Origin of the sequence: Microbacterium sp. NPDC057407, assembly GCF_042803895.1 — a bacterium.
GTDB lineage: Bacteria > Actinomycetota > Actinomycetes > Actinomycetales > Microbacteriaceae > Microbacterium.
In genome coordinates this window covers 206019-224324 of record NZ_JBHVCA010000001.1, presented here as the reverse complement: position 1 = coordinate 224324, position 18306 = coordinate 206019, and the positions used below count along the sequence as shown (strand labels likewise).

Sequence of the window (18306 nt, the reverse complement as noted above, 5' to 3'; positions counted from 1 at the left end):
GACGAAGGGGATAGGGGCTCCGCCCGGGTGCCACCCGGCCGCCGCGCGGCGTGTTTCCGGTGTTCTCGACCGGTTGCGGTGAAACGGCGGGGACGAACCCGGGGTACGGCGGCGTTCGGACGCCCTCCGGGCCGATCGAACCCCGCGGTTTCACCGCCGGCCCGCGGGCGCGGGCCGGCGTCGAGAATGCAGGAGAAACCGGATCGGACGAGGCCCCGGGGGGCGCCCGTACGGCGTGTCTCCTGTTTTCTCGACGGCACCTGCCTGCCGGGCGTGCGGTCAGGCGGCCAGCACCGCCGCGGCCTGGCGGGCGGCGCCGAGGGCCACATACTCGCCGGGTTCGGGCACCTCGACCGGCAGGCCGAGCACGAGGGGCGCGATCGCGCGCACCGCCTCGGACTGCGCGCCGCCGCCGATGAGCAGCGCCCGCTCGAGCGGAACCCCCAGTCCGCGCAGGGCCTCGAGCCCGGCCGCGAGCCCCGAGAGCATGCCCTCGACGGCGGCGCGCGCGAGGTTCTCGCGAGTGGTCGAGGCGAGCGTCATTCCGGTGAGGGCCGCCGTCGCGTCGGGGAGGTTCGGGGTGCGCTCACCTTCGAAGTACGGCACGAGCGTCACGCCGCCGGCACCCGGCTCGGCCTCGAGGGCGAGCCGCGAGAGCTCGGCGTGGTCGACGCCCAGCAGCCGCCCGATCGCGTCGAGCACGCGCGCGGCGTTGAGGGTGGCGACGAGCGGCAGGAACCGGCCCGTGCAGTCGGCGAACCCCGCGACGGTGCCGGTCGGATCGATGGTGCGCTCGTCGCTGACCGCGAAGACGGTGCCGCTCGTCCCGATCGACACCACCACGTCACCGGGACCCGCACCGAGCCCGAGGGCGGCGCCGGCGTTGTCGCCGGCTCCCCCGCCGACCCGGCGCCCGGCGTCGTCGGACACCCACTCGTCGGGGCCGAGCACCCGCGGCAGCAGGGCGTCGTGCCCGAGGGCCGCGGCCAGCAGCTCACGGTCGTAGCCGCCGGTCTCGGGGTTCCAGTAACCGGTGCCCGAGGCATCCGATCGATCCGTCACGAGCTCGTCGAGCACCGGTCCGCGCGGCGATTCGCCCGCCGGACCGAAGCCGCGCAGCCGCCACGTCAGCCAGTCGTGCGGCAGCGCGACGGCGGCGACGCGGGCGGCCGCCTCCGGCTCGGCGTCGCGCAGCCACCGCAGCTTCGTGATGGTGAACGATGCCACCGGCACGAGGCCGGTGCGCCGGGCCAGGGTGTCGGCGCCGAACTCCGCGATGAGGTCGGCGGCCGCGCCCGCCGAGCGCGTGTCGTTCCACAGCAGGGCGGGACGGATGACGCGGCCCGCGTCATCGAGCACGACCATGCCGTGCTGCTGCCCGCCGATGGCCCACGCCTCGATTTCGTCGAGTCCGCCCGCAGCGTCGATCGCGGCCTGGAGAGCCGTCCACCATGCGGCCGGGTCGACCTCGGTGCCGTTCGGGTGCGTGCCGCGCCCTTCGCGCACGACCGCGCCGGTCGCGGCATCCGTGATGACGACCTTGCACGACTGCGTCGACGAGTCGACTCCCATCACCAGCGCCATCGCTGTTCCTCCTCAAGCTTCCTCATGTCGCGAGTCGCCAAGACACGCCGGCCGCGGACGCGGGGAACGGCGTGTCTTGGCGACTCGATGCGGGACGAGACCGGTCAGCGCGCGCCGAGCAGGTGCTCGGTGGCGAGCTGCTGCAGCCGCACGAAGCCCGCGCCCTTGCCGCCGAGGTAGACGCTCGGGTCGAAGTCCTCGTAGGCGGACCGGTCGGCCAGGAAGTCCTCGTACGACTCGCCCGGGTTGAGGGTCGGCGTCGAGAGCTCGTCGACCTTCGCCGCGGCGAGCGCCTCCTGCACCTCGGGGTCGGCGCGGAAGGCCGCGGCGCGCTCCTTCAGCAGCAGGTAGGTGCGCATGTTGGCGGCGGCCGACTCCCAGACGCCGACCTCGTCCTCGGTGCGCGAGGGCTTGTAGTCGAAGTGGCGGGGGCCGTCGTAGGCGGGGACGCCGCCGGGGCCGCCGTTCTCGAGCAGGTCGACGAGGGCGAACGCGTTGTGCAGGTCGCCGTGTCCGAAGACGAGATCCTGGTCGTACTTGATGCCGCGCTGGCCGTTGAGGTCGATGTGGAAGAGCTTGCCGTGGTACAGCGCCTGGGCGATGCCGGCGGCGAAGTTCAGGCCCGCCATCTGCTCGTGGCCGACCTCGGGGTTGAGGCCGACGAGCTCGGGCCGCTCGAGCGAGTCGATGAACGCGATCGCGTGGCCGAGGGTCGGCAGCAGGATGTCGCCCCGGGGCTCGTTCGGCTTGGGCTCGATGGCGAAGCGGATGTCGTAGCCCTTGTCGGTGACGTAGTCGCCGAGCAGGTTGACGGCTTCGCGGTAGCGCTCGAGCGCGGCGCGGATGTCTTTGGCCGAGTCGTACTCGGCGCCTTCCCGTCCGCCCCACATCACGAAGGTCTTGGCGCCGAGCTCGGCGCCGAGGTCGAGCTGGCGGAAGACCTTGCGCAGGGCGTACCGCCGCACGTCGCGGTCGTTGGCGGTGAAGCCGCCGTCCTTGAAGACCGGCGCCGAGAAGAGGTTGGTCGTGACCATCGGGATGATGAGCCCGGTGTCGGCGAGCGCACCCTTGAGGCGGTCGATCTGGGTCTGGCGCTCGGCGTCGGACGAGCCGAAGGCGAAGAGGTCGTCGTCGTGGAACGTGAGGCCGTAGGCGCCGAGTTCGGCGAGCTTCTCGACCACGTGCACGACGTCGAGTGCGTTGCGGGTCGGGCCGCCGAAGGGGTCGGTGCCGTTGTAGCCGACGGTCCAGAGACCGAACGAGAACTTGTCGTCGCGAGTGGGGGTGGGCATGACGCTCCTGGGTTCGACGGTGAACAAAATGTTGCGAAAGACAACCTATACCAGATCGGATGCCGCGTCCACCGCACCGCGAGCCACCCGCGCGTCCGCAAGATACCGGCACACCGCCGATAGTTTCGAGCGCTAGCATCGACGCATGGCCGACACACCCCGCGTCACGCTGGCGGACATCGCCGCCGAGGCGGGGGTCTCGCTCGCCACGATGTCGAAGGTGCTCAACGGCCGCACCGACGTCGCGCCGGCGACGCGCGCGCGGCTCGAGGAGCACCTGAAGCGGCACGGATACCGCCGCCGCAACTCCACCCAGCGCAACGAGGTGGTCGAGCTCGTCTTCCACGAACTCGAGCCGAGCTGGTCGATGGAGGTCATCGAAGGCGTCGAGGACGTCGCGCACGCGGCGGGGCTCTCGGTCGTGCTGACGGTGAGCGGCGACCGGCACGCGCCCTCGGCGGACTGGATCGACGGCGTGCTGCGCCGGCGGCCGGTCGGCGTCATCCTCGTCTTCTCCGACATCGAGCCGCGGTACCGCGAGAAGCTCCGGTCGCGCGGCATCCCGTTCGTCATCGTCGACCCGGCGGGCGACCCGTCGCCCGACGTCCCGTCCGTCGGCTCGGCGAACTGGTCCGGGGGCCTGATGGCCACGCGGCACCTCATCGAGCTCGGCCACCGGCGCATCGCCGCGATCACCGGCCCCGAAGACATGATGTGCTCGCTCGCCCGGGTCGACGGGTACCGCTCGGCGATGAACGCGGCCGGCCTTCCCATCGATCCCGAGCTGATCCGCTTCGGCGACTTCCACCCGGGCGGCGGCGAGCGCCACGCGCGCGACCTGCTGGCCCTCGGCGATCCGCCGACCGCGTTCTTCGCCGGCAGCGACCTGCAGGCCCTCGGGGTCATCGCCGCCGGGTCGGCCGCGGGGTTGAGCGTCCCCGACGATCTCTCGGTGGTCGGCTACGACGACATCGCGCTCGCACGCTGGATGAGCCCGCAGCTGACCACCGTGCACCAGCCGCTGCGGCGGATGGGAGAGGAGGCGACGCGGCTCGCCCTGCGCCTCGCCGACGGGGCCACCGCCGACACGCTGCGGATGGACCTCGCGACCCACCTCGTGGTCCGCGGCAGCACCGCGCCCTTCGCCGCCTGACCGCCCGCCGGGCCCGGAACGGCGGGCGAGTAGCGCTTTCCGAGCGCGGCGTCAACCCTCATGCTCCGACCCGGGTGCTCGACGCATGATCTCCTCACGACGAGAGGAGGCGCTCATGGTCCTGGAGATGCCGGCCTCGTCCGCGCGCACGAACATCCTCCGCGCGCGCACGATGCGCTCGCTTCGCGAACTGCCCACGCGGCGCCCGGAACCGCCCGCCCCCGACGACGCAGCCGTCCAGTGGGAGCTGATCGACCTCGAGCGCTACGAGATCCGGGCCGCTGGTCGCACGATCGGATTCGTCGACGTCGTCGGCGCCGTCTTCGTCGTGCTCGCCGGGAGCCGGTACGACCGCGCGGTCGAGGTGCTGCAGACGCTCGACTTCGCGACCGCCGTCCAGGCTGTCGCTCCAGCCGACGCCTGACGGCGCCGCCCCGCGGCCCCACCGCGGCCGTCCAGGCCGTCGCCCCCGAGGCCTGACCCAGGGTCAGGCGTCCGGGGTCACCGACACCACGGCGTGCAGGGCACGCGTGTGGTCGACGTACCGCGGCCGGCCGGTGATCCGGACGGTCCGGGCGGCGACGATGTCAGCGCTCGATCGGCCGAAGCCGAGGACGACGTCTCCCGTCTCGACCACGCGACGCCCGTCGACCCCGGTGAACGAGAAGAGGTCGGCCGGCACGCGGAACGACACCCGCACGCGCTCCCCCGCCGCCAGCGGCACGCGCGCGTACGCGATGAGCCGCTGCACCGGGCGCACCGTCGAGGCGACCGGGTCGTGCAGGTAGAGCTGCACGACCTCGACCCCGGCGCGGTCGCCGGCGTTGCCGACGTGGATCGACACCGTCACGGCGCCGTCCGAAGGGATCTCGTCGGCGTCGGCGGAGGCATCCGACCACACGGCGAGCGAGTACCCGAGACCGTGGCCGAACGCGAACGCCGGGCCGGGGTCGATGTTCGAGACGTCGTTGCGGCGGGCGAGGGTCGCCGCGAGGTAGGTCGACGGCTGGGCGCCCGGGTCGCGCGGGATGCTGACCGGCAGCCGCCCGCTCGGGTTGACCCGGCCGCTCAGCACGCCCGCGATCGCCCGCGTGCCCTCCTCGCCGGCGAAGAACGTCTGCACGATGGCCGCCGCGTCGTCGGGCGCGCTGCCGAGGGCGTAGGGCCGGCCCGACAGGAGCGTGACGACGGTCGGCGTCCCGGTGCCGAGCACCTCGTCCATCAGCTGCTGCTGCGCTCCGGGAAGGGTGAGGTCGGCGACGTCGCAGCCTTCGCCGCTGGTCCCCCGGCCGAACAGCCCCGCGCGGTCGCCGAGGGCGAGCACGACGAGGTCGGCTCCGGATGCCGCGGCCCGCGCCGCCTCGAACCCTTCGGTCTCGCCGCCGTCGATCGAGGTGCCGCGCACCCAGTCGATCTCGGCGCCGGGGAACTCCTCCGCGAGCGAGTCCCGCAGGGTCGGGAGGGCGATGCCGATGGGGAGCTCCGGATGCCGCACCCCGACGTGCGCCGGGAACGAATAGCAGCCGAGCACCGCGTACGGGTCGTCGGCGGTCGGGCCGATCACGGCGATCCGGGCGACGTTGGCCACCGGCAGCACGCCGTCGTTCTTCACCAGCACGACCGCCTGCTCGGCGATGCGGCGGGCGATCGCACGGTTGCCCGCCGGGTCGAGGTCGACGGTCCCGCGCACCTCGTCGACGGATGCCTCGGCCCTGCCGCGCAGCGCCTCGGGCACCGGCGACCAGTCGGGGTCGAGCATGCCGAGTTCTGCCTTCTGACGGAGCACCCGCCGGAGGGCTCGGTCGATCAGGCCGGGGTCGACCGTTCCGTCGTCGACCGCGCGGACGAGGTCGGCCCCGAAGGTCTTGACGGTGGGCAGCTCGACGTCGATCCCCGCCGTGAGCGCGTCGCGTGCGGCATCCGTCCACGTCTCGCTGGTGCCGTGCAGCTCTCTCAGGAACGCGATCGAGAAGTAGTCGGCGACCACGGTGCCCTCGAAGCCCCACGTGTCGCGGAGCAAGCCGGTGAGGAGCGCGCGGTCGGCGGCCGTCGGGACGCCGTCGAGGTCGGTGTACGAGTTCATCACCGAGCGCACGCCGCTCTCGCGGAGCGCCATCTCGAACGGCGGCAGCAGCACGTCGGCGAGTTCGCGCGGCCCGACCGACACGGGCGCGAGGTTGCGTCCGGCCTTCGAGGCGGAGTAGCCGACGAAGTGCTTGAGCGTGGCGATCACCCCGGCCCGCTCGACGCCCTGGATGTAGGCGGTCGCCACCGTCCCGACGAGGTACGGGTCCTCGCCGATGGTCTCCTCGACCCGGCCCCAGCGCGCGTCGCGCACGACGTCGAGAACGGGCGCGAGTCCCTGGTGCACGCCGACGGACCGCATGTCGGAGCCGATGCGGCCCCCCATCTCGCGGACGATGTCGGGGTCGAACGTCGCTCCCCAGCTGAGCGGCACCGGATACGCCGTGGCGCCCCAGGTCGCGAAGCCGGCGAGGCACTCCTCGTGCGCGACCGCCGGGATGCCGAACCGGTTCGCCCCCACGATCCGCTGCTGGGCGCGCATGAGCGACAGCGCTCCGGCCGCGGGATCGACCGGAGCAGAGCCGAAGGGTCGCGTGAGCTGACCGAGGCCGTCCGGCAGCAGCGCGTCGAGGTCGACGTCCTCGCTGAGGTCGTGCTGGTGCGGCGCGACGTCCTCGCCGTCATCGGATGCCCCGACCCACACGCCGTACAGCTGGGCGACCTTCTCGGCCGTCGTCATCGCCGCCATGAGCGCGTCGACGCGTTCGTCGACGGGCCGCGTCGTGTCGCGCCACGGGGCGTCGAGCTGGATCTCGTTCACGGTCATCCCTTCACCGCGCCGGTCAGGCCGCCGACGATCTGCTTCTGCATGGCGAGGAAGAACACGAGGGCGGGGATCATCGCGAGCGAGGTGTAGGCGAGCACGGCGCCGGTGTCCTGTGAATACTGCGTCGAGAACTGCGTGACCCCGAGCGGGAGCGGCCACAGCTCCTGCGGCAGCGTGCCCGTGCTGATGACGAGCAGCGGCAACAGGTAGCCGTTCCAGCTGCCCACGAAGGCGAGGATGCCGACCGTGACGAGCGCCGGCCGCGACAGCGGCAGCAGGATGCGCCAGAAGAAGCCGAGTCGCGAGGCGCCGTCGATGACCGCGGCCTCCTCGAGCTCTTCGGGGATCGCCCGCAGGAACGGCACCAGGATGATGATCGTCGTCGGCAGGGCGAACGCGATCCCCGGGATGATGACGCCGAGGTACGTGCCGTGGAGGCCCATCGTGCGCAGCAGCAGCGTGAGCGGCAGCGCCGCCACGGTGAGAGGGAACATCAGTCCCGCCGCGAAGAGGGTGTAGAGCCCCTCCCGCCCGCGGAAGCTGTACCGCGCGATCACGAAGGCCGCCATGATGCCCGCGACGACGACGCCGACGGTCGTGGCGAGCGCGAGGACCGTGCTGGCGAAGACATTGCCCCAGAAGCGGGGCGCCGACAGCACCGCGGTCCAGTTCTGGAGCGTCCACGGGTCGGGCATGCCCGCCGGGTTGGCGTTCAGGTCGGCCGTCGTGCGGAATCCGCCGATGAAGACGTACAGCACGGGCCCGACGGCGACCGCGGCGATGACGAGTGCGAGGAGATAGACGAAGGGCTGACCGAAGTCGAACCGGCGGCCGGCGGGCTCGGCGGAGCGCGGAGCCCCGGTGACGATGGTGGTCGTGGCGGTCATCAGCGGACTCCGCTCGTGAGGGCGCCCTTGAGGTCGCGGTGGAGCGCGAGGCGCTGGTAGACCAGCGCGACGACGAGGGAGATGACGAAGAGGATGACGGCGATCGCGCTGCCGTAGCCGGGCTGGCCGGCGAACTGGCCCTGCTGCACCATGTAGGTCGCCATGGTCTCGGTCGCCATGCCGCGCACGGTCGGCGCGACGGTGACCCACACCATGTCGAACACCTGCAGCGAGCCGATGATCGACAGGAAGGCCCAGATGCGGATAGTGGGCGCCAGCAGCGGGATCGTGATGTGGCGCTGGACCTGCCACCACGTCGCGCCGTCGAGCTGCGCGGCCTCGGAGAGCTCCTCGGGAACGCCCTGCAGACCGGCGAGGAAGAGCAGGATGGCGAAGCCGATGTACTTCCACGTGAGGATGAAGAAGATCGTCCACAGCGCGATGGCCGGATCGGCGAGCCAGTTCTGGGTGAAGGCACCGAGCCCGACGGCTTCCAGGATCGCGTTGACCGCGCCGTTGGGCTGCAGGAGGAGCTTCCACGACAGGCCCGCGATGACCTCGGCCAGCACGTACGGCACGAAGATCAGCAGCCGGAGCGTCCCGCGGCCGCGCAGCGGGCGGTTGAGGAGGAGGGCGACGCCGATGGCGATCGGGCCCTGGATCAGCAGCGACATCACGAGGATGAAGAAGTTGTTGCCGATCGCCCGGAGGAACTCGGGCGTCGTGAGCGCGCGGACGTAGTTGTCGAAGCCGACGAACCGCTCGGGCTCGGCCAGGTCGTCCCACTGGAAGGCGGGAGGCAGGTTGTAGAAGCTGTAGACCGCGGCGAGGATCACCGGCAGGATCACGAAGCCGAGGAAGAGGACGAGCGCCGGGGTGACGAGGATCAGGATCTCGAGGCGCTTGCGCCCCTCGCGGCTGCGGGTGCGCCGCCGCGGCGGTGTGGGGCCCGGGCCCGCGGAGACCGCGGGCCCGGGGTTGAGGAGAGCAGTCATGTCAGAGCGTCGCCGCGGCGTCTTCCATCTTGGTGACGACGTCTTCGGGAGTGCCGTTGCCGCCGAAGAGGTTGACGATGCCCTCGTTCATGGCGTTGCCGACGGTGGTGCCGAACGCGGTGTCGAACCACAGCTGCACGAAGGACGCCGCCGCCAGGCCCTCGGCCACCATCTTGAGGTTCGGGTCCTCGAGGGACTCCTGCGCCTCGGCGACCGTCGGGATGCCCGAGCCGCTCGCCGCGAACTTGGCCTGAACCTCGGGGCTCATGATGTACTCGAGCAGCTCGGTGCACTCCGGGGGTGCTTCCGCGGAGCATCCGAATCCATCGCCGCCGCCCAGGGCGCCCGTCGGGTCGCCGTCGGCGCCCTCGATGCCCGGGAAGGGGAACCAGCCCAGGAACTCGGGGATCTGCTGGTCGGGGGTGAGCCCGCCGATCACTCCGGCGTTCCAGTGGCCCATGAGCTCCATCGCGGCCTGCCCGTTGGCGACGAGTCCCGCCGAGCTGCCGGCGCCGGTCTGGGCGGGCGTTCCGAGGAAGCCCTCCTGGAACGGCTCGACGCCGAGGAACTCCTGCAGCTGCTCGCCGGCCTCGACGAAGCAGGGGTCGGAGAAGTCGTACTCGGCCTCGGCCTGCTGCAGCGTCTCGGGCGAGCAGGACTTCAGCGCGAACTGGTACCACCAGTGCGCGGCCGGCCACTTGTCACCCGCGCCGACCGCGATGGGCGTGATGCCGGCATCGCGGAGGTCGCCGACGACCTCGACGAGCTCGTCGAAGGTCGTGGGGACCTCGACGCCCGCCTGGTCGAACAGCTCGGTGTTGTACCAGAAGCCCTCGATGCCGAAGGTGAAGGGGACGCCGTACGTCTCTCCGTCCACCTGCCACGGGTTCACGGTCGCGCCCACCGCCGAGATGGTGTCGGCGAGGTCCTCGTCGAGCGGCTTGAGGTATCCGTTCTCGACCTGGTCGCGAAGCTCGCCGCCCGGCCACACCTGGAAGAGGTCCGGCGGGTCGCCGGCGGCGAGGGCGTTGGGGATGAGCGTGCGCTGCAGCTCCTCGTTCTGGTAGCCGGTCTGCTCGACGGTGACGCCGGGGTGCTCGGCCTCGAACTCGGCCGCGACTTCCTCCCACACGGCGGGGAGGGGGCCCGAGGTGGCGTTGTGCCACCACGTGATGGTGACGTTCTCGCCGTCGCCGCCGTCGCCGCCGTCTCCGCCCGAGCCGGCACAGCCGGCCAGCGTTCCGATCGCGAGGCCGGTCGCGGCGAGCCCCGCGGCGAGCCTCATCCTGCTGCGTGTGTTCATCTTCGAACCTCTCGAAAGTTTCGACATCTACGTCGAAAGTGATCTGGACAGGGCCAGCGTACGTTTCCTCCCATTTGGAGTCAAGAGCAACAAATACGGGACGGATGCCGCGCCCCCCTCTACAGTGAGGGGGATGACCGACCTCAGCCCCGCCGAAGGAGTCCGCCAGCGCAACCTGGCGCGGTTGCTGCGGCTGGTGCACCTCGAAGGCCCCCTCTCGCGGGCCAACCTGACGGGTGTCACGGGGCTCAACAGATCGACCATCGCCGACCTCGTCGCCGAACTGGCCCGCGAGGGTCTGGTGGTCGAGCGCGCGCCCGACCCGTCGCGCCGGGTCGGACGCCCCTCCCCCGTGGTCGCCGTGGCCCCCGGCGTCGTGGCCGTGGCCGTGAACCCCGAGGTCGACGCCCTCACGATCGCCGCCGTCGGTCTCGACCGCGAGATCGTGCGCCGGGAGCGCATCGACCTCGAGCACCTCATCACACCCGAGCAGACGGCCGAGCTCGTCGCCGAGCGCATCGCGCAGTGGCGCAGCGGCCCGCTCGCCGGCGCTCGCGTCGTGTCGGTCGGGCTCGCCGTCCCCGGGCTCGTGCGCGCCGCCGACGGCCTCGTGCGCGACGCCCCTCACCTCCACTGGATCGACGCACCCGTGCGCGACCTCGTCGAGTCGGCGACCGGCCTGCCGACCGTCGTCGGCAACGACGCGAGCCTCGGCGCCCTCGCCGAGCATCTGTACGGCGCCGCGCGCGGCATCGACCACGTCGTATACCTCAACGGCGGTGCGAGCGGCATCGGCGGCGGATTGATCGTGCACGGGATGCCGGTGGCCGGCGCCGGCGGATACGCGGGCGAGTTCGGCCAGAACCGCCCGGGCATCGCCGCCGAGGGCGACCGCCGCGCCGACGGCGGGGTGCTCGAGGACGAGGTCAGCCGCGCGAGACTGCTCGACGCGGTCGGACTCGGCGCCGCCGACGAGCCCACCCTCGCCGCGGCTCTGACGGCGTCGGACGACCCGGCGGTCGCCGCCGAGCTGACCCGGCAGCGCGGCATCCTGTCGACCGCACTCGCCAACGCGGTGAACGTCCTCAACCCGTCCGTCGTCGTGCTGGGCGGCTTCCTGGCGACCCTCGCGGCGCACGACCTCGACGGGCTGACGGCGGCCGTGGGCGCCCAGGCCATGCCCGCGAACATGGAGGGCCTCGACATCCGCGTGGCCTCCCTCGCCGAGGACCGTCTGCTCATCGGCGCGGCCGAAGCCGCGTTCGAGCGGCTGCTGTCGGATCCGGTCGGCGCCGCCTGACCGGTACACCCGGCCGCGACCGCGGTCAACCGGGGTGAGGGACGCGCCCTCCAGCTCCATGCTGGAGTGAGGAGGTACTGCCATGAGCGATCCCAGCGTCTTCCCCGGCGACCCGGGGGTTCCCGGCCAGCCGGGAATGCCCGGCCCTCCCGGAGACCCCGGCGCGCCCGGCATCCCGGGCGACCCCATCGGCGATCCGGGCTCCGTTCCCGGCAAGCCCGAGCCGTCGATCCCGGGCGAGACGCCCGAGCCCTTCCCCGGCGAGCCGAATCCGCCGTCGCCCGACGAGCCGCTCGCGCCGACCCCGTCCGAGCCGACGTTCCCGTCGCCGTCGGAGCCGACCTTCCCGTCGCCGGACGAGCCGACCTTCCCCTGACGCCGGCGAGAGAGGACCCGGCGGACGGACCGCCGAATCCCGCTCCGGAACCGGACGAACCGTCATGGCCGCCGCGCGGGGGCGCGGGTATCGTCGGGAGAAGTCCGACGGAAGGCCAGCCCATGTCCACCACCGCCCAACCCGTGACCCGCCGCACCACCCGCAGCGACGCCGAACTCCAGCAGATGGCGAAAGACCACCTCTGGATGCACTTCGCCCGGCAGTCGGTGATGACCGACGGACCGGGCGTGCCGATCATCGTCAAGGGCGAGGGCCACCACATCTGGGACTCGCAGGGCAAGCGCTACATCGACGGCCTCGCGGGGCTGTTCGTCGTCGCCGCCGGACACGGTCGCAAGCGCATCGCCGAGGTCGCCGCCCGGCAGGCCGAGGAGCTGGCGTTCTTCCCCATCTGGTCGTACGCGCATCCCGCGGCGATCGAGCTCGCCGACCGCATCGCCCACTACGCCCCCGGCGACCTCAACAAGGTGTTCTTCTCGACCGGCGGCGGCGAGGCCGTCGAGACGGCGTTCAAGCTCGCCAAGTACTACTGGAAGCTGCAGGGCAAGCCCACCAAGCACAAGGTCATCTCGCGGTCGGTGGCCTACCACGGCACGCCCTCGGGCGCGCTCGCGATCACCGGCATCCCGGCGATGAAGTCGATGTTCGAGCCGCTCACCCCCGGGGGCTTCCGCGTGCCGAACACGAACTTCTACCGCGCCGAGGACATGGGCGCGCCGACGAGCAGCCTCGAGGACTTCGGCGTCTGGGCCGCCGACCGCATCGAGGAGATGATCCAGTTCGAGGGACCCGACACGGTCGCGGCGGTCTTCCTCGAGCCGGTGCAGAACTCCGGCGGATGCTTCCCCCCGCCTCCCGGGTACTTCCAGCGGGTCCGCGAGATCTGCGACAAGTACGACGTGCTGCTCGTGTCGGACGAGGTCATCTGCGCCTTCGGCCGCATCGGGCACATGTTCGCCTGCGACGCGTACGGCTACCAGCCCGACATGATCACGTTCGCCAAGGCGGTCACGAGCGGGTACTCGCCATTGGGCGGCACGGTCGTCAGCGACCGCATCTACGAGCCCTTCGCCCACGGCGACCGCGCGTTCTACCACGGGTACACCTTCGGCGGTCACCCGGTGTCGAGCGCGGTCGCGATGGAGAACCTCGACATCTTCGAAGAGGAGGGCCTGCTCGAGAACGTGCGCGAGAACTCGCCCGTGTTCCGCCAGACCCTCGAGAAGCTGACCGACCTGCCGATCGTCGGCGACGTACGCGGCGACGGCTACTTCTTCGGCATCGAGCTGGTGAAGGACAAGGCGACCAAAGAGACCTTCGACGACGACGAGTCCGAGCGCCTGCTGCGCGGGTTCCTCTCGAAGGCGCTGTTCGATGCGGGGCTCTACTGCCGCGCGGACGACCGGGGCGACCCCGTCATCCAGCTCGCGCCCCCGCTGACGATCGGTCCGAGCGAGTTCACCGAGATCGAGCAGATCCTGCGCTCGGTGCTCACGGAGGCGTGGACCCGCCTCTAGCCGGTCCGACTTCGTGTCATCGTGTGACGCCCGCCGGGAATGCCCGGCGGGCGTCCTCGCGTTCACCCCCGCATGACCACTGTGGGAATCATCGGAGCAGGCAACATCGGATCGACCCTCGCGCGCGGCCTCGTCGACCGCGGGTACGACGTCGTGATCAGCAACTCACGGGGTCCCGAGACACTCTCGGGTCTCGTCGAAGACCTGGGTCCGAAGGCCCGGGCGGCGACGGTGACGGATGCCGCGGCATCCGGTGACATCGTCATCGTGACGGTGCCGCTGAAGGCGTACCGCGACGTGCCGGCCGAGCCTCTCGCCGGCAAGATCGTGCTCGATACGAACAACTACTACTGGGAGCGCGACGGCCGCGTGGCCGCGCTCGACGAGAAGCAGACGACCACCACCGGGCTGCTGCAGGAGCACCTCCCCGAGTCGAAGGTCGTGAAGGCCTTCAACCACATCGGGTCGGCGGAGATCCTGACGACGGGTTCGCCCGCGGGAACCCCTGGCCGCCGTGCCCTCGCGACGGCGAGCGACCACCCCGACGCCGTCGCCCTCGTCACGGCGCTGTACGACGAGTTCGGCTTCGACACCGTCGACATCGGCTCGGTCGGCGAGAGCTGGCGCGTCGAGCGCGATCAGCCGGCCTACGGCGTGCCGCAGAACCGCGACGAGCTCGAGCAGAACCTGGCGCGCGCCACCCGCTGACGCCGGTCACCCGCCCGTCCCCCGAGTCGCCAAGACACGCCGACGCCGCGCGATTCGGTCGGCGTGTCTTGGCGACTGAGGGTGGGAAGAACGGAGACGGAGCTCAGAGGGTCGAGGCGAAGGGATCGACCTCGGCGGGCAGCGAGCCGATCTCGTCGAGGGTGCTCTCGACCGTGACGAACGACCGCGATTCGACCGACTCCTCGATCGAGAGGAGGGTGTCGAGCACGTGGTAGCCGAACCGCCCGGTCGCGACGTGCGATCGGCCGGCCCGGATCGACCGCGCCATGTCGAGCACCCCGAGTCCGCGACCCGCCAGCACCCCTTCCTGCGGCACCTCGACGACCTCCTGCACGACCGGGGCCGGCGGGACGACCATCTCGCGCAGCGGCCGCGTGATCGTGATGGCGCCGCCGAAGGTGTTCGGGTCGGGAAGGACGAGCGTCCCCTCGGTGCCCGTGATCTCGACGATCCCGTGCCGCAGCAGCGGCGAGTCGGTGCTGTAGAGGCTCTGCGCCTGACCACCCTCCTCGAACTGGATCAGCGCCGACACCGTCGACGGGATCTCGACGGGGAACTCCTCGCCCGCCTGCGGGCCCACCTGCACGGCCCGCGATTCGCTGCCCTTCAGTCCGAGGGCGGCGACCGCCGCGACCGGTCCGAAGAGGTGCACGAGCGCCGACACGTAGTACGGCCCCATGTCGAGCAGCGGTCCCCCGCCCACCGCGTACAGGAACGCCGGGTTCGGGTGGAAGAGCTCCGGACCCTGCCACTGGAACGACGTGTGAGCGAACAGCGGACGCCCGATGTCGCCGCGGGCGATCACCCGTTTGGCGGTCTGCACGCCGGGGCCGAGCACCGTGTCGGGCGCGACGCCGACGCGCAGGCCCGCGGCATCCGCCTTCTCGAGCATGCCGAGCGAGGACGCCCGGTCCACGCCGATCGGCTTCTCGGTCCACACGTGCTTGCCGGCCGCGATGATCGCCTCCGACACCTCGACGTGGACCGCCGGGATGGTGAGGTTGACCACGATCTCGATGTCGGGGTGGTTCAGCACGACCTCGACGCCGCCCGCGTCCGGCACGCCGTAGGCGGCGGCCTGGTCGCGCGCGCGGTCTTCGAGGACGTCGCCGATCGCGAGCACTCGGACGTCGGGGAACGACGTCAGGCTCTTCAGGTACTGGTCGCTGATGTTCCCCGCGCCGATCAGGCCGACGCCGACGGGCGCGGCCATCAGCGGGCCGCCCGCTCGTCGAGGAAGCGACGGCTCTGCTCGATGCCGTCGAAGAGGTCGCCCGCGTAGGCGTCGAATTCGACGACGGCGAATTCCAGAGCGGATGCCGCGGCCAGCGCGTCTTCGAGCGGGACGACTCCCGTGCCGGCGGGCACCTGGTCGGCGGGCGGGTAGGCCGCGATCGCCTCCGGGTCGAGCGTGCCGTCCTTCACATGGACGGCGACGACGCGATCGCCCAGCCTCTCGAGCAGCGCAACGGGGTCGACGCCCGCGCGAGCCGCCCAGTAGAGGTCGACTTCGAGGACCACCCGCGGGTCGAGCAGCTGTGCGAGCAGCTCGAGGCCGGTGACACCGTCGAACTGCGCCTCGAGCTCGTGGGCGTGATTGTGGTAGCCGACTCGCAGCCCGCGGGCGGCGGCGATCTCGGCGGCGGCGTTGAGGAGGCGCGCGGTCTCTTCGACCTGCTCACGGTTCTGCCAGCGCGCGGGCTCGGTGTACGGATCGATGACGGTGCCCATGCCGAGCGTGTCGGCGGCGTCGAACACCTCGTCGGGCGTCGGCACGGGGATCTTCGTGCCACTGCCGTCGGGATTCACGAACGACTCCGAGGCGAGGAACGCGTGACCGGTGAGCGCGGCCAGCCCGTGAGTCGACAGCGCGGCCGCGAGCGGCTCGGCCCGGCGCACGAAGTCATAGGGTTCGACGGCCGTGAAGCCGCGGCGTGCGACCTCCGCGAGCGTGCTGTCGAGATCGGCTTCGAGAGCGTCTTTCACGGTGAACAGCTGAACGGATGCGAGTGCCGGCATGGCTTCCTCCTCGGTCGACGATGACGCGCTCAGCGGGCGCTGCCAGCACGCTAGCACAAAACCTCCGCATGGAGGTTTTCACTGTCGTAGGATGCCTGCATGCCCGAAAACCTCGCGGACGACCCGGCGGATGGGGGCACGAGTCGCGCCCGCGGCCCCTATGCCAAGGGGCTGGCGCGGCGGCAGCAGATCCTCGATCGCGCGATCGACGTCTTCGCCCGGCGCGGCTCCGAGGGCACGAGCCTGCGGGCGATCGCCCAGGAGCTCGGCGTCTCGCACGCGGCACTGACCCACTACTTCACCAACCGCGAGCAGCTCCTCGTCGAGGTGTACAAGGAGGCGGAGCGGCAGAACGCCGAGCAGCGCCCCCATCGAGCGGATGCCTCGCCCGTCGACATCATGACCGAGTCGGCGCGTCGAAACCACGCCGTCCCCGGCCTCGTGCAGCTGTACTCCACGCTCGTCGCGGCGGCGCTGGAGAGCGGGCACGACGATGCCACGGTCTTCGCGACGGAGCGGTTCGCGCGCGTGCGAGCCGACCTCGTCGACCGGGTACGGCGCAGCCAGGCGGCGGGGCGCGTGCGGACCGACGTGGAGCCCGAGGCCGTGGCGTCCCTCGTGATCGCCGCGTCCGACGGGCTGCAGACCCAGTGGATGCTTGACGAGACCGTGCCGCAGAGCGAAGCACTGGAACTGCTGGCGCGCCTGCTCGAGCCGCAGTCACCGCCGGAGGCGCCGCGGGCATAGTATTCGAGCGTGGGCACCATCTACTACGGCGGATCGGCGACTCCGATCCACATCGAGGACCGCGCGCTCGCGCACCTCAAAGTCGTGATCGCGACGAAACTGCGACGCGACGAGAGCTTCACCGTGTCGTGGCGCCACCCCGACGACCAGCCGCGCGGACGCAGCACGATCTGGCTGCACCCGTCGATCCCGCTGCGCTTCGTCTTCGACGACCCCGAGCCGACCGAGCTGAGCCGCGAGTGGATCGAAGATCTCGCGAACTCGGCCAACTCCTCCGGCGGGATCACGCTCGTGGCCGAGCACTTCGACGGCGCGACGGTCGAAGCGCCGTCGTCGGACGCCGACCTGTCGCTCGGCAGCGTCGAGGTCGCGAGCCTCGAGGTGGATCAGCTGAAGGTCGGCGGCCAGGAGGTCACGGGCGGCGACCTGCCCACGACCTGAAGCCCGTCCCGACGCGAGGTGCGGAGAAGAGCCACGGCGCGCCGGAGCGCGTGGCGACGGCGCGCAACGCCAACGGACCGGCGACGCCGAGCGCGACGCCCACCACGACCTGAGCGGTCGGATCCGCCACGCCCACGCCGCTCAGGGCGATGCGCGTCGTCGGGGTGAACAGCAGGTGCGCCAGGAAGATGACCATGCTGGCCTGGCCGAGGGCGGTCAGCGGGCGGCGCAACGATGTCGCCGAAAGCAGCCTCGACACCTGCAGCACGGCGATCGTCGCCAGGGACGACGCGGCCATGCCGATGACGACGGTCGTCGCGGTGCGGTGCTCGCCGTCGTGCGTCGGCGGCCCGGCGAGCCCCATCGCGACGAGCGCCACCGTGGCGCACATCGCGGCCGACGCCAGGAACGCGTGGACCCAGGCCGGCCCCGCGGCGAGCAGTGCGACGGCGCGGTCGGCGCGCACCGCCACGCCCGCGAAGAAGGCGAGCGAGATCCCCAGTCCGAGGGTGCCGACCACCGAGCCGTTGAGCCCCCACGTCGCGGCGGACGCCGCACCGACCGTCGCCAGCGTCACGACGAGTCGCGTGCGCGACTCCCAGGGGCGGCTGACCGCCGCGATCACGACCATCAGCGCGATCCACCCGAGGTACCACATCTGGGCCCGAGGCTCCCAGAGTCGCATTGTCTGTTCGAGCGTGATGGGCGTGTTGGCGAGCTGTGATCCGACGAGGTTCGCCAGGTTGTTGAGGATCGACCAGACCACGTAGAGCCATGCGAAGTCGAGCACGCGCCTGCCGACGTACCGCCCGGCACCGTCGCGCTTCATGCCCCGCTCGATGAACAGTCCGGCGACGAACGCGAACACGGTCAGAACCCACAGGCAGACGGTCGTGTCGACGAGTCGGAACAGCGCCGGGTCTGCCAGCAGACCGGCCGCATCGACGCCGCGCCACACGTGCACGAACACCACCGCGACGATCGCGATCCCCTTGGCGACGTCGAGCACGGCGTCCCGGTCGGGGCCTGCGGGGGGCACCGGTCGGGTTGCGCGATCCGGTCGAGAGGCATACCACATGCTGATATACTAA

The 18306-nt window shown here is 71.5% G+C and carries 16 protein-coding genes and 1 pseudogene; 8 read left to right on the top strand and 9 right to left on the bottom strand.

Going from position 1 to position 18306, the window contains the following annotated elements:
• Window positions 1-279: 279 nt before the first annotated feature.
• Together xylB and xylA are read right to left on the bottom strand one after the other, a co-directional pair.
• On the bottom strand, window positions 280-1584 hold the full coding sequence (xylB, locus tag ACFUTX_RS01155) for a xylulokinase (protein ID WP_378860370.1): 1305 nt from the start codon (window positions 1582-1584) through the stop codon (window positions 280-282).
• 104 nt (window positions 1585-1688) lie between these two features.
• On the bottom strand, window positions 1689-2876 hold the full coding sequence (gene xylA / locus ACFUTX_RS01150; protein WP_378860369.1) for a xylose isomerase: 1188 nt from the start codon (window positions 2874-2876) through the stop codon (window positions 1689-1691).
• Between the two features lie 145 nt (window positions 2877-3021).
• Here xylA and ACFUTX_RS01145 point away from each other — a divergent pair, with 145 nt between their 5' ends.
• Together ACFUTX_RS01145 and ACFUTX_RS01140 are read left to right on the top strand one after the other, a co-directional pair.
• Complete coding sequence (locus ACFUTX_RS01145) at window positions 3022-4029, top strand: LacI family DNA-binding transcriptional regulator (protein ID WP_378860368.1); 1008 nt, start codon at window positions 3022-3024, stop codon at window positions 4027-4029.
• A gap of 115 nt (window positions 4030-4144) precedes the next feature.
• Entirely contained in the window at window positions 4145-4453 is a 309-nt protein-coding gene (locus ACFUTX_RS01140; RefSeq protein WP_378860367.1) for a hypothetical protein, read from the top strand.
• 63 nt (window positions 4454-4516) lie between these two features.
• On the opposite strand, the gene ACFUTX_RS01135 is transcribed toward ACFUTX_RS01140, so the two are convergent.
• From ACFUTX_RS01135 to ACFUTX_RS01120, 4 genes are read right to left on the bottom strand one after another with little or no spacing between them, the layout of a single operon-like run.
• Entirely contained in the window at window positions 4517-6880 is a 2364-nt protein-coding gene (locus ACFUTX_RS01135; protein ID WP_378860366.1) for a beta-glucosidase, read from the bottom strand.
• Entirely contained in the window at window positions 6877-7767 is an 891-nt protein-coding gene (locus tag ACFUTX_RS01130) for a carbohydrate ABC transporter permease (RefSeq protein WP_378860365.1), read from the bottom strand. The genes ACFUTX_RS01135 and ACFUTX_RS01130 overlap by 4 nt, the downstream gene beginning before the upstream one ends.
• On the bottom strand, window positions 7767-8762 hold the full coding sequence (locus ACFUTX_RS01125; RefSeq protein WP_378860364.1) for a carbohydrate ABC transporter permease: 996 nt from the start codon (window positions 8760-8762) through the stop codon (window positions 7767-7769). Before ACFUTX_RS01125 ends, ACFUTX_RS01130 begins: the two co-directional genes overlap by 1 nt.
• A gap of 1 nt (window position 8763) precedes the next feature.
• The gene (locus ACFUTX_RS01120) at window positions 8764-10065 is read right to left on the bottom strand and encodes an ABC transporter substrate-binding protein (protein WP_378860363.1); all 1302 of its coding nucleotides are present in this window, start codon (window positions 10063-10065) and stop codon (window positions 8764-8766) included.
• A 133-nt stretch (window positions 10066-10198) separates the two neighbouring features.
• On the opposite strand from ACFUTX_RS01120, the gene ACFUTX_RS01115 reads away from it, so the two are divergent.
• The 4 genes from ACFUTX_RS01115 to ACFUTX_RS01100 all read left to right on the top strand — a co-directional run bounded on the left by ACFUTX_RS01115 (window position 10199) and on the right by ACFUTX_RS01100 (window position 13987).
• Window positions 10199-11365 (top strand): ROK family protein, encoded by a 1167-nt coding sequence (locus tag ACFUTX_RS01115; RefSeq protein ID WP_378860362.1) that lies wholly within the window; start codon window positions 10199-10201, stop codon window positions 11363-11365.
• An 82-nt stretch (window positions 11366-11447) separates the two neighbouring features.
• Window positions 11448-11741, top strand: coding sequence for a hypothetical protein (locus ACFUTX_RS01110; protein WP_378860361.1), 294 nt, complete (start codon window positions 11448-11450; stop codon window positions 11739-11741).
• A 122-nt stretch (window positions 11742-11863) separates the two neighbouring features.
• The gene (locus ACFUTX_RS01105) at window positions 11864-13279 is read left to right on the top strand and encodes an aspartate aminotransferase family protein (RefSeq protein WP_378860360.1); all 1416 of its coding nucleotides are present in this window, start codon (window positions 11864-11866) and stop codon (window positions 13277-13279) included.
• A gap of 72 nt (window positions 13280-13351) precedes the next feature.
• A complete protein-coding gene (locus tag ACFUTX_RS01100) occupies window positions 13352-13987 on the top strand; it encodes an NADPH-dependent F420 reductase (RefSeq protein ID WP_378860359.1) in 636 nt (211 codons plus the stop codon).
• Window positions 13988-14090: 103 nt separating this feature from the next.
• On the opposite strand, the gene ACFUTX_RS01095 is transcribed toward ACFUTX_RS01100, so the two are convergent.
• Entirely contained in the window at window positions 14091-15221 is a 1131-nt protein-coding gene (locus ACFUTX_RS01095; protein WP_378860358.1) for a Gfo/Idh/MocA family protein, read from the bottom strand.
• Complete coding sequence (locus ACFUTX_RS01090; protein WP_378860357.1) at window positions 15221-16027, bottom strand: sugar phosphate isomerase/epimerase family protein; 807 nt, start codon at window positions 16025-16027, stop codon at window positions 15221-15223. Before ACFUTX_RS01090 ends, ACFUTX_RS01095 begins: the two co-directional genes overlap by 1 nt.
• A 99-nt stretch (window positions 16028-16126) precedes the next feature.
• Between ACFUTX_RS01090 and ACFUTX_RS01085 the strand changes: the two genes are divergently transcribed.
• Both ACFUTX_RS01085 and ACFUTX_RS01080 read left to right on the top strand, forming a co-directional pair.
• Window positions 16127-16774, top strand: coding sequence for a TetR/AcrR family transcriptional regulator (locus tag ACFUTX_RS01085; RefSeq protein ID WP_378860356.1), 648 nt, complete (start codon window positions 16127-16129; stop codon window positions 16772-16774).
• A gap of 9 nt (window positions 16775-16783) precedes the next feature.
• A pseudogene (locus ACFUTX_RS01080) lies at window positions 16784-17083 on the top strand (hypothetical protein); the annotation flags it as partial.
• A 103-nt stretch (window positions 17084-17186) separates the two neighbouring features.
• On the opposite strand, the gene ACFUTX_RS01075 reads toward ACFUTX_RS01080, so the two are convergent.
• Window positions 17187-18293 carry an acyltransferase family protein gene (locus ACFUTX_RS01075; protein WP_378860355.1) on the bottom strand — a complete coding sequence of 369 codons (1107 nt, stop codon included), beginning with the start codon at window positions 18291-18293 and terminating at the stop codon, window positions 17187-17189.
• Window positions 18294-18306 lie beyond the last annotated feature (13 nt).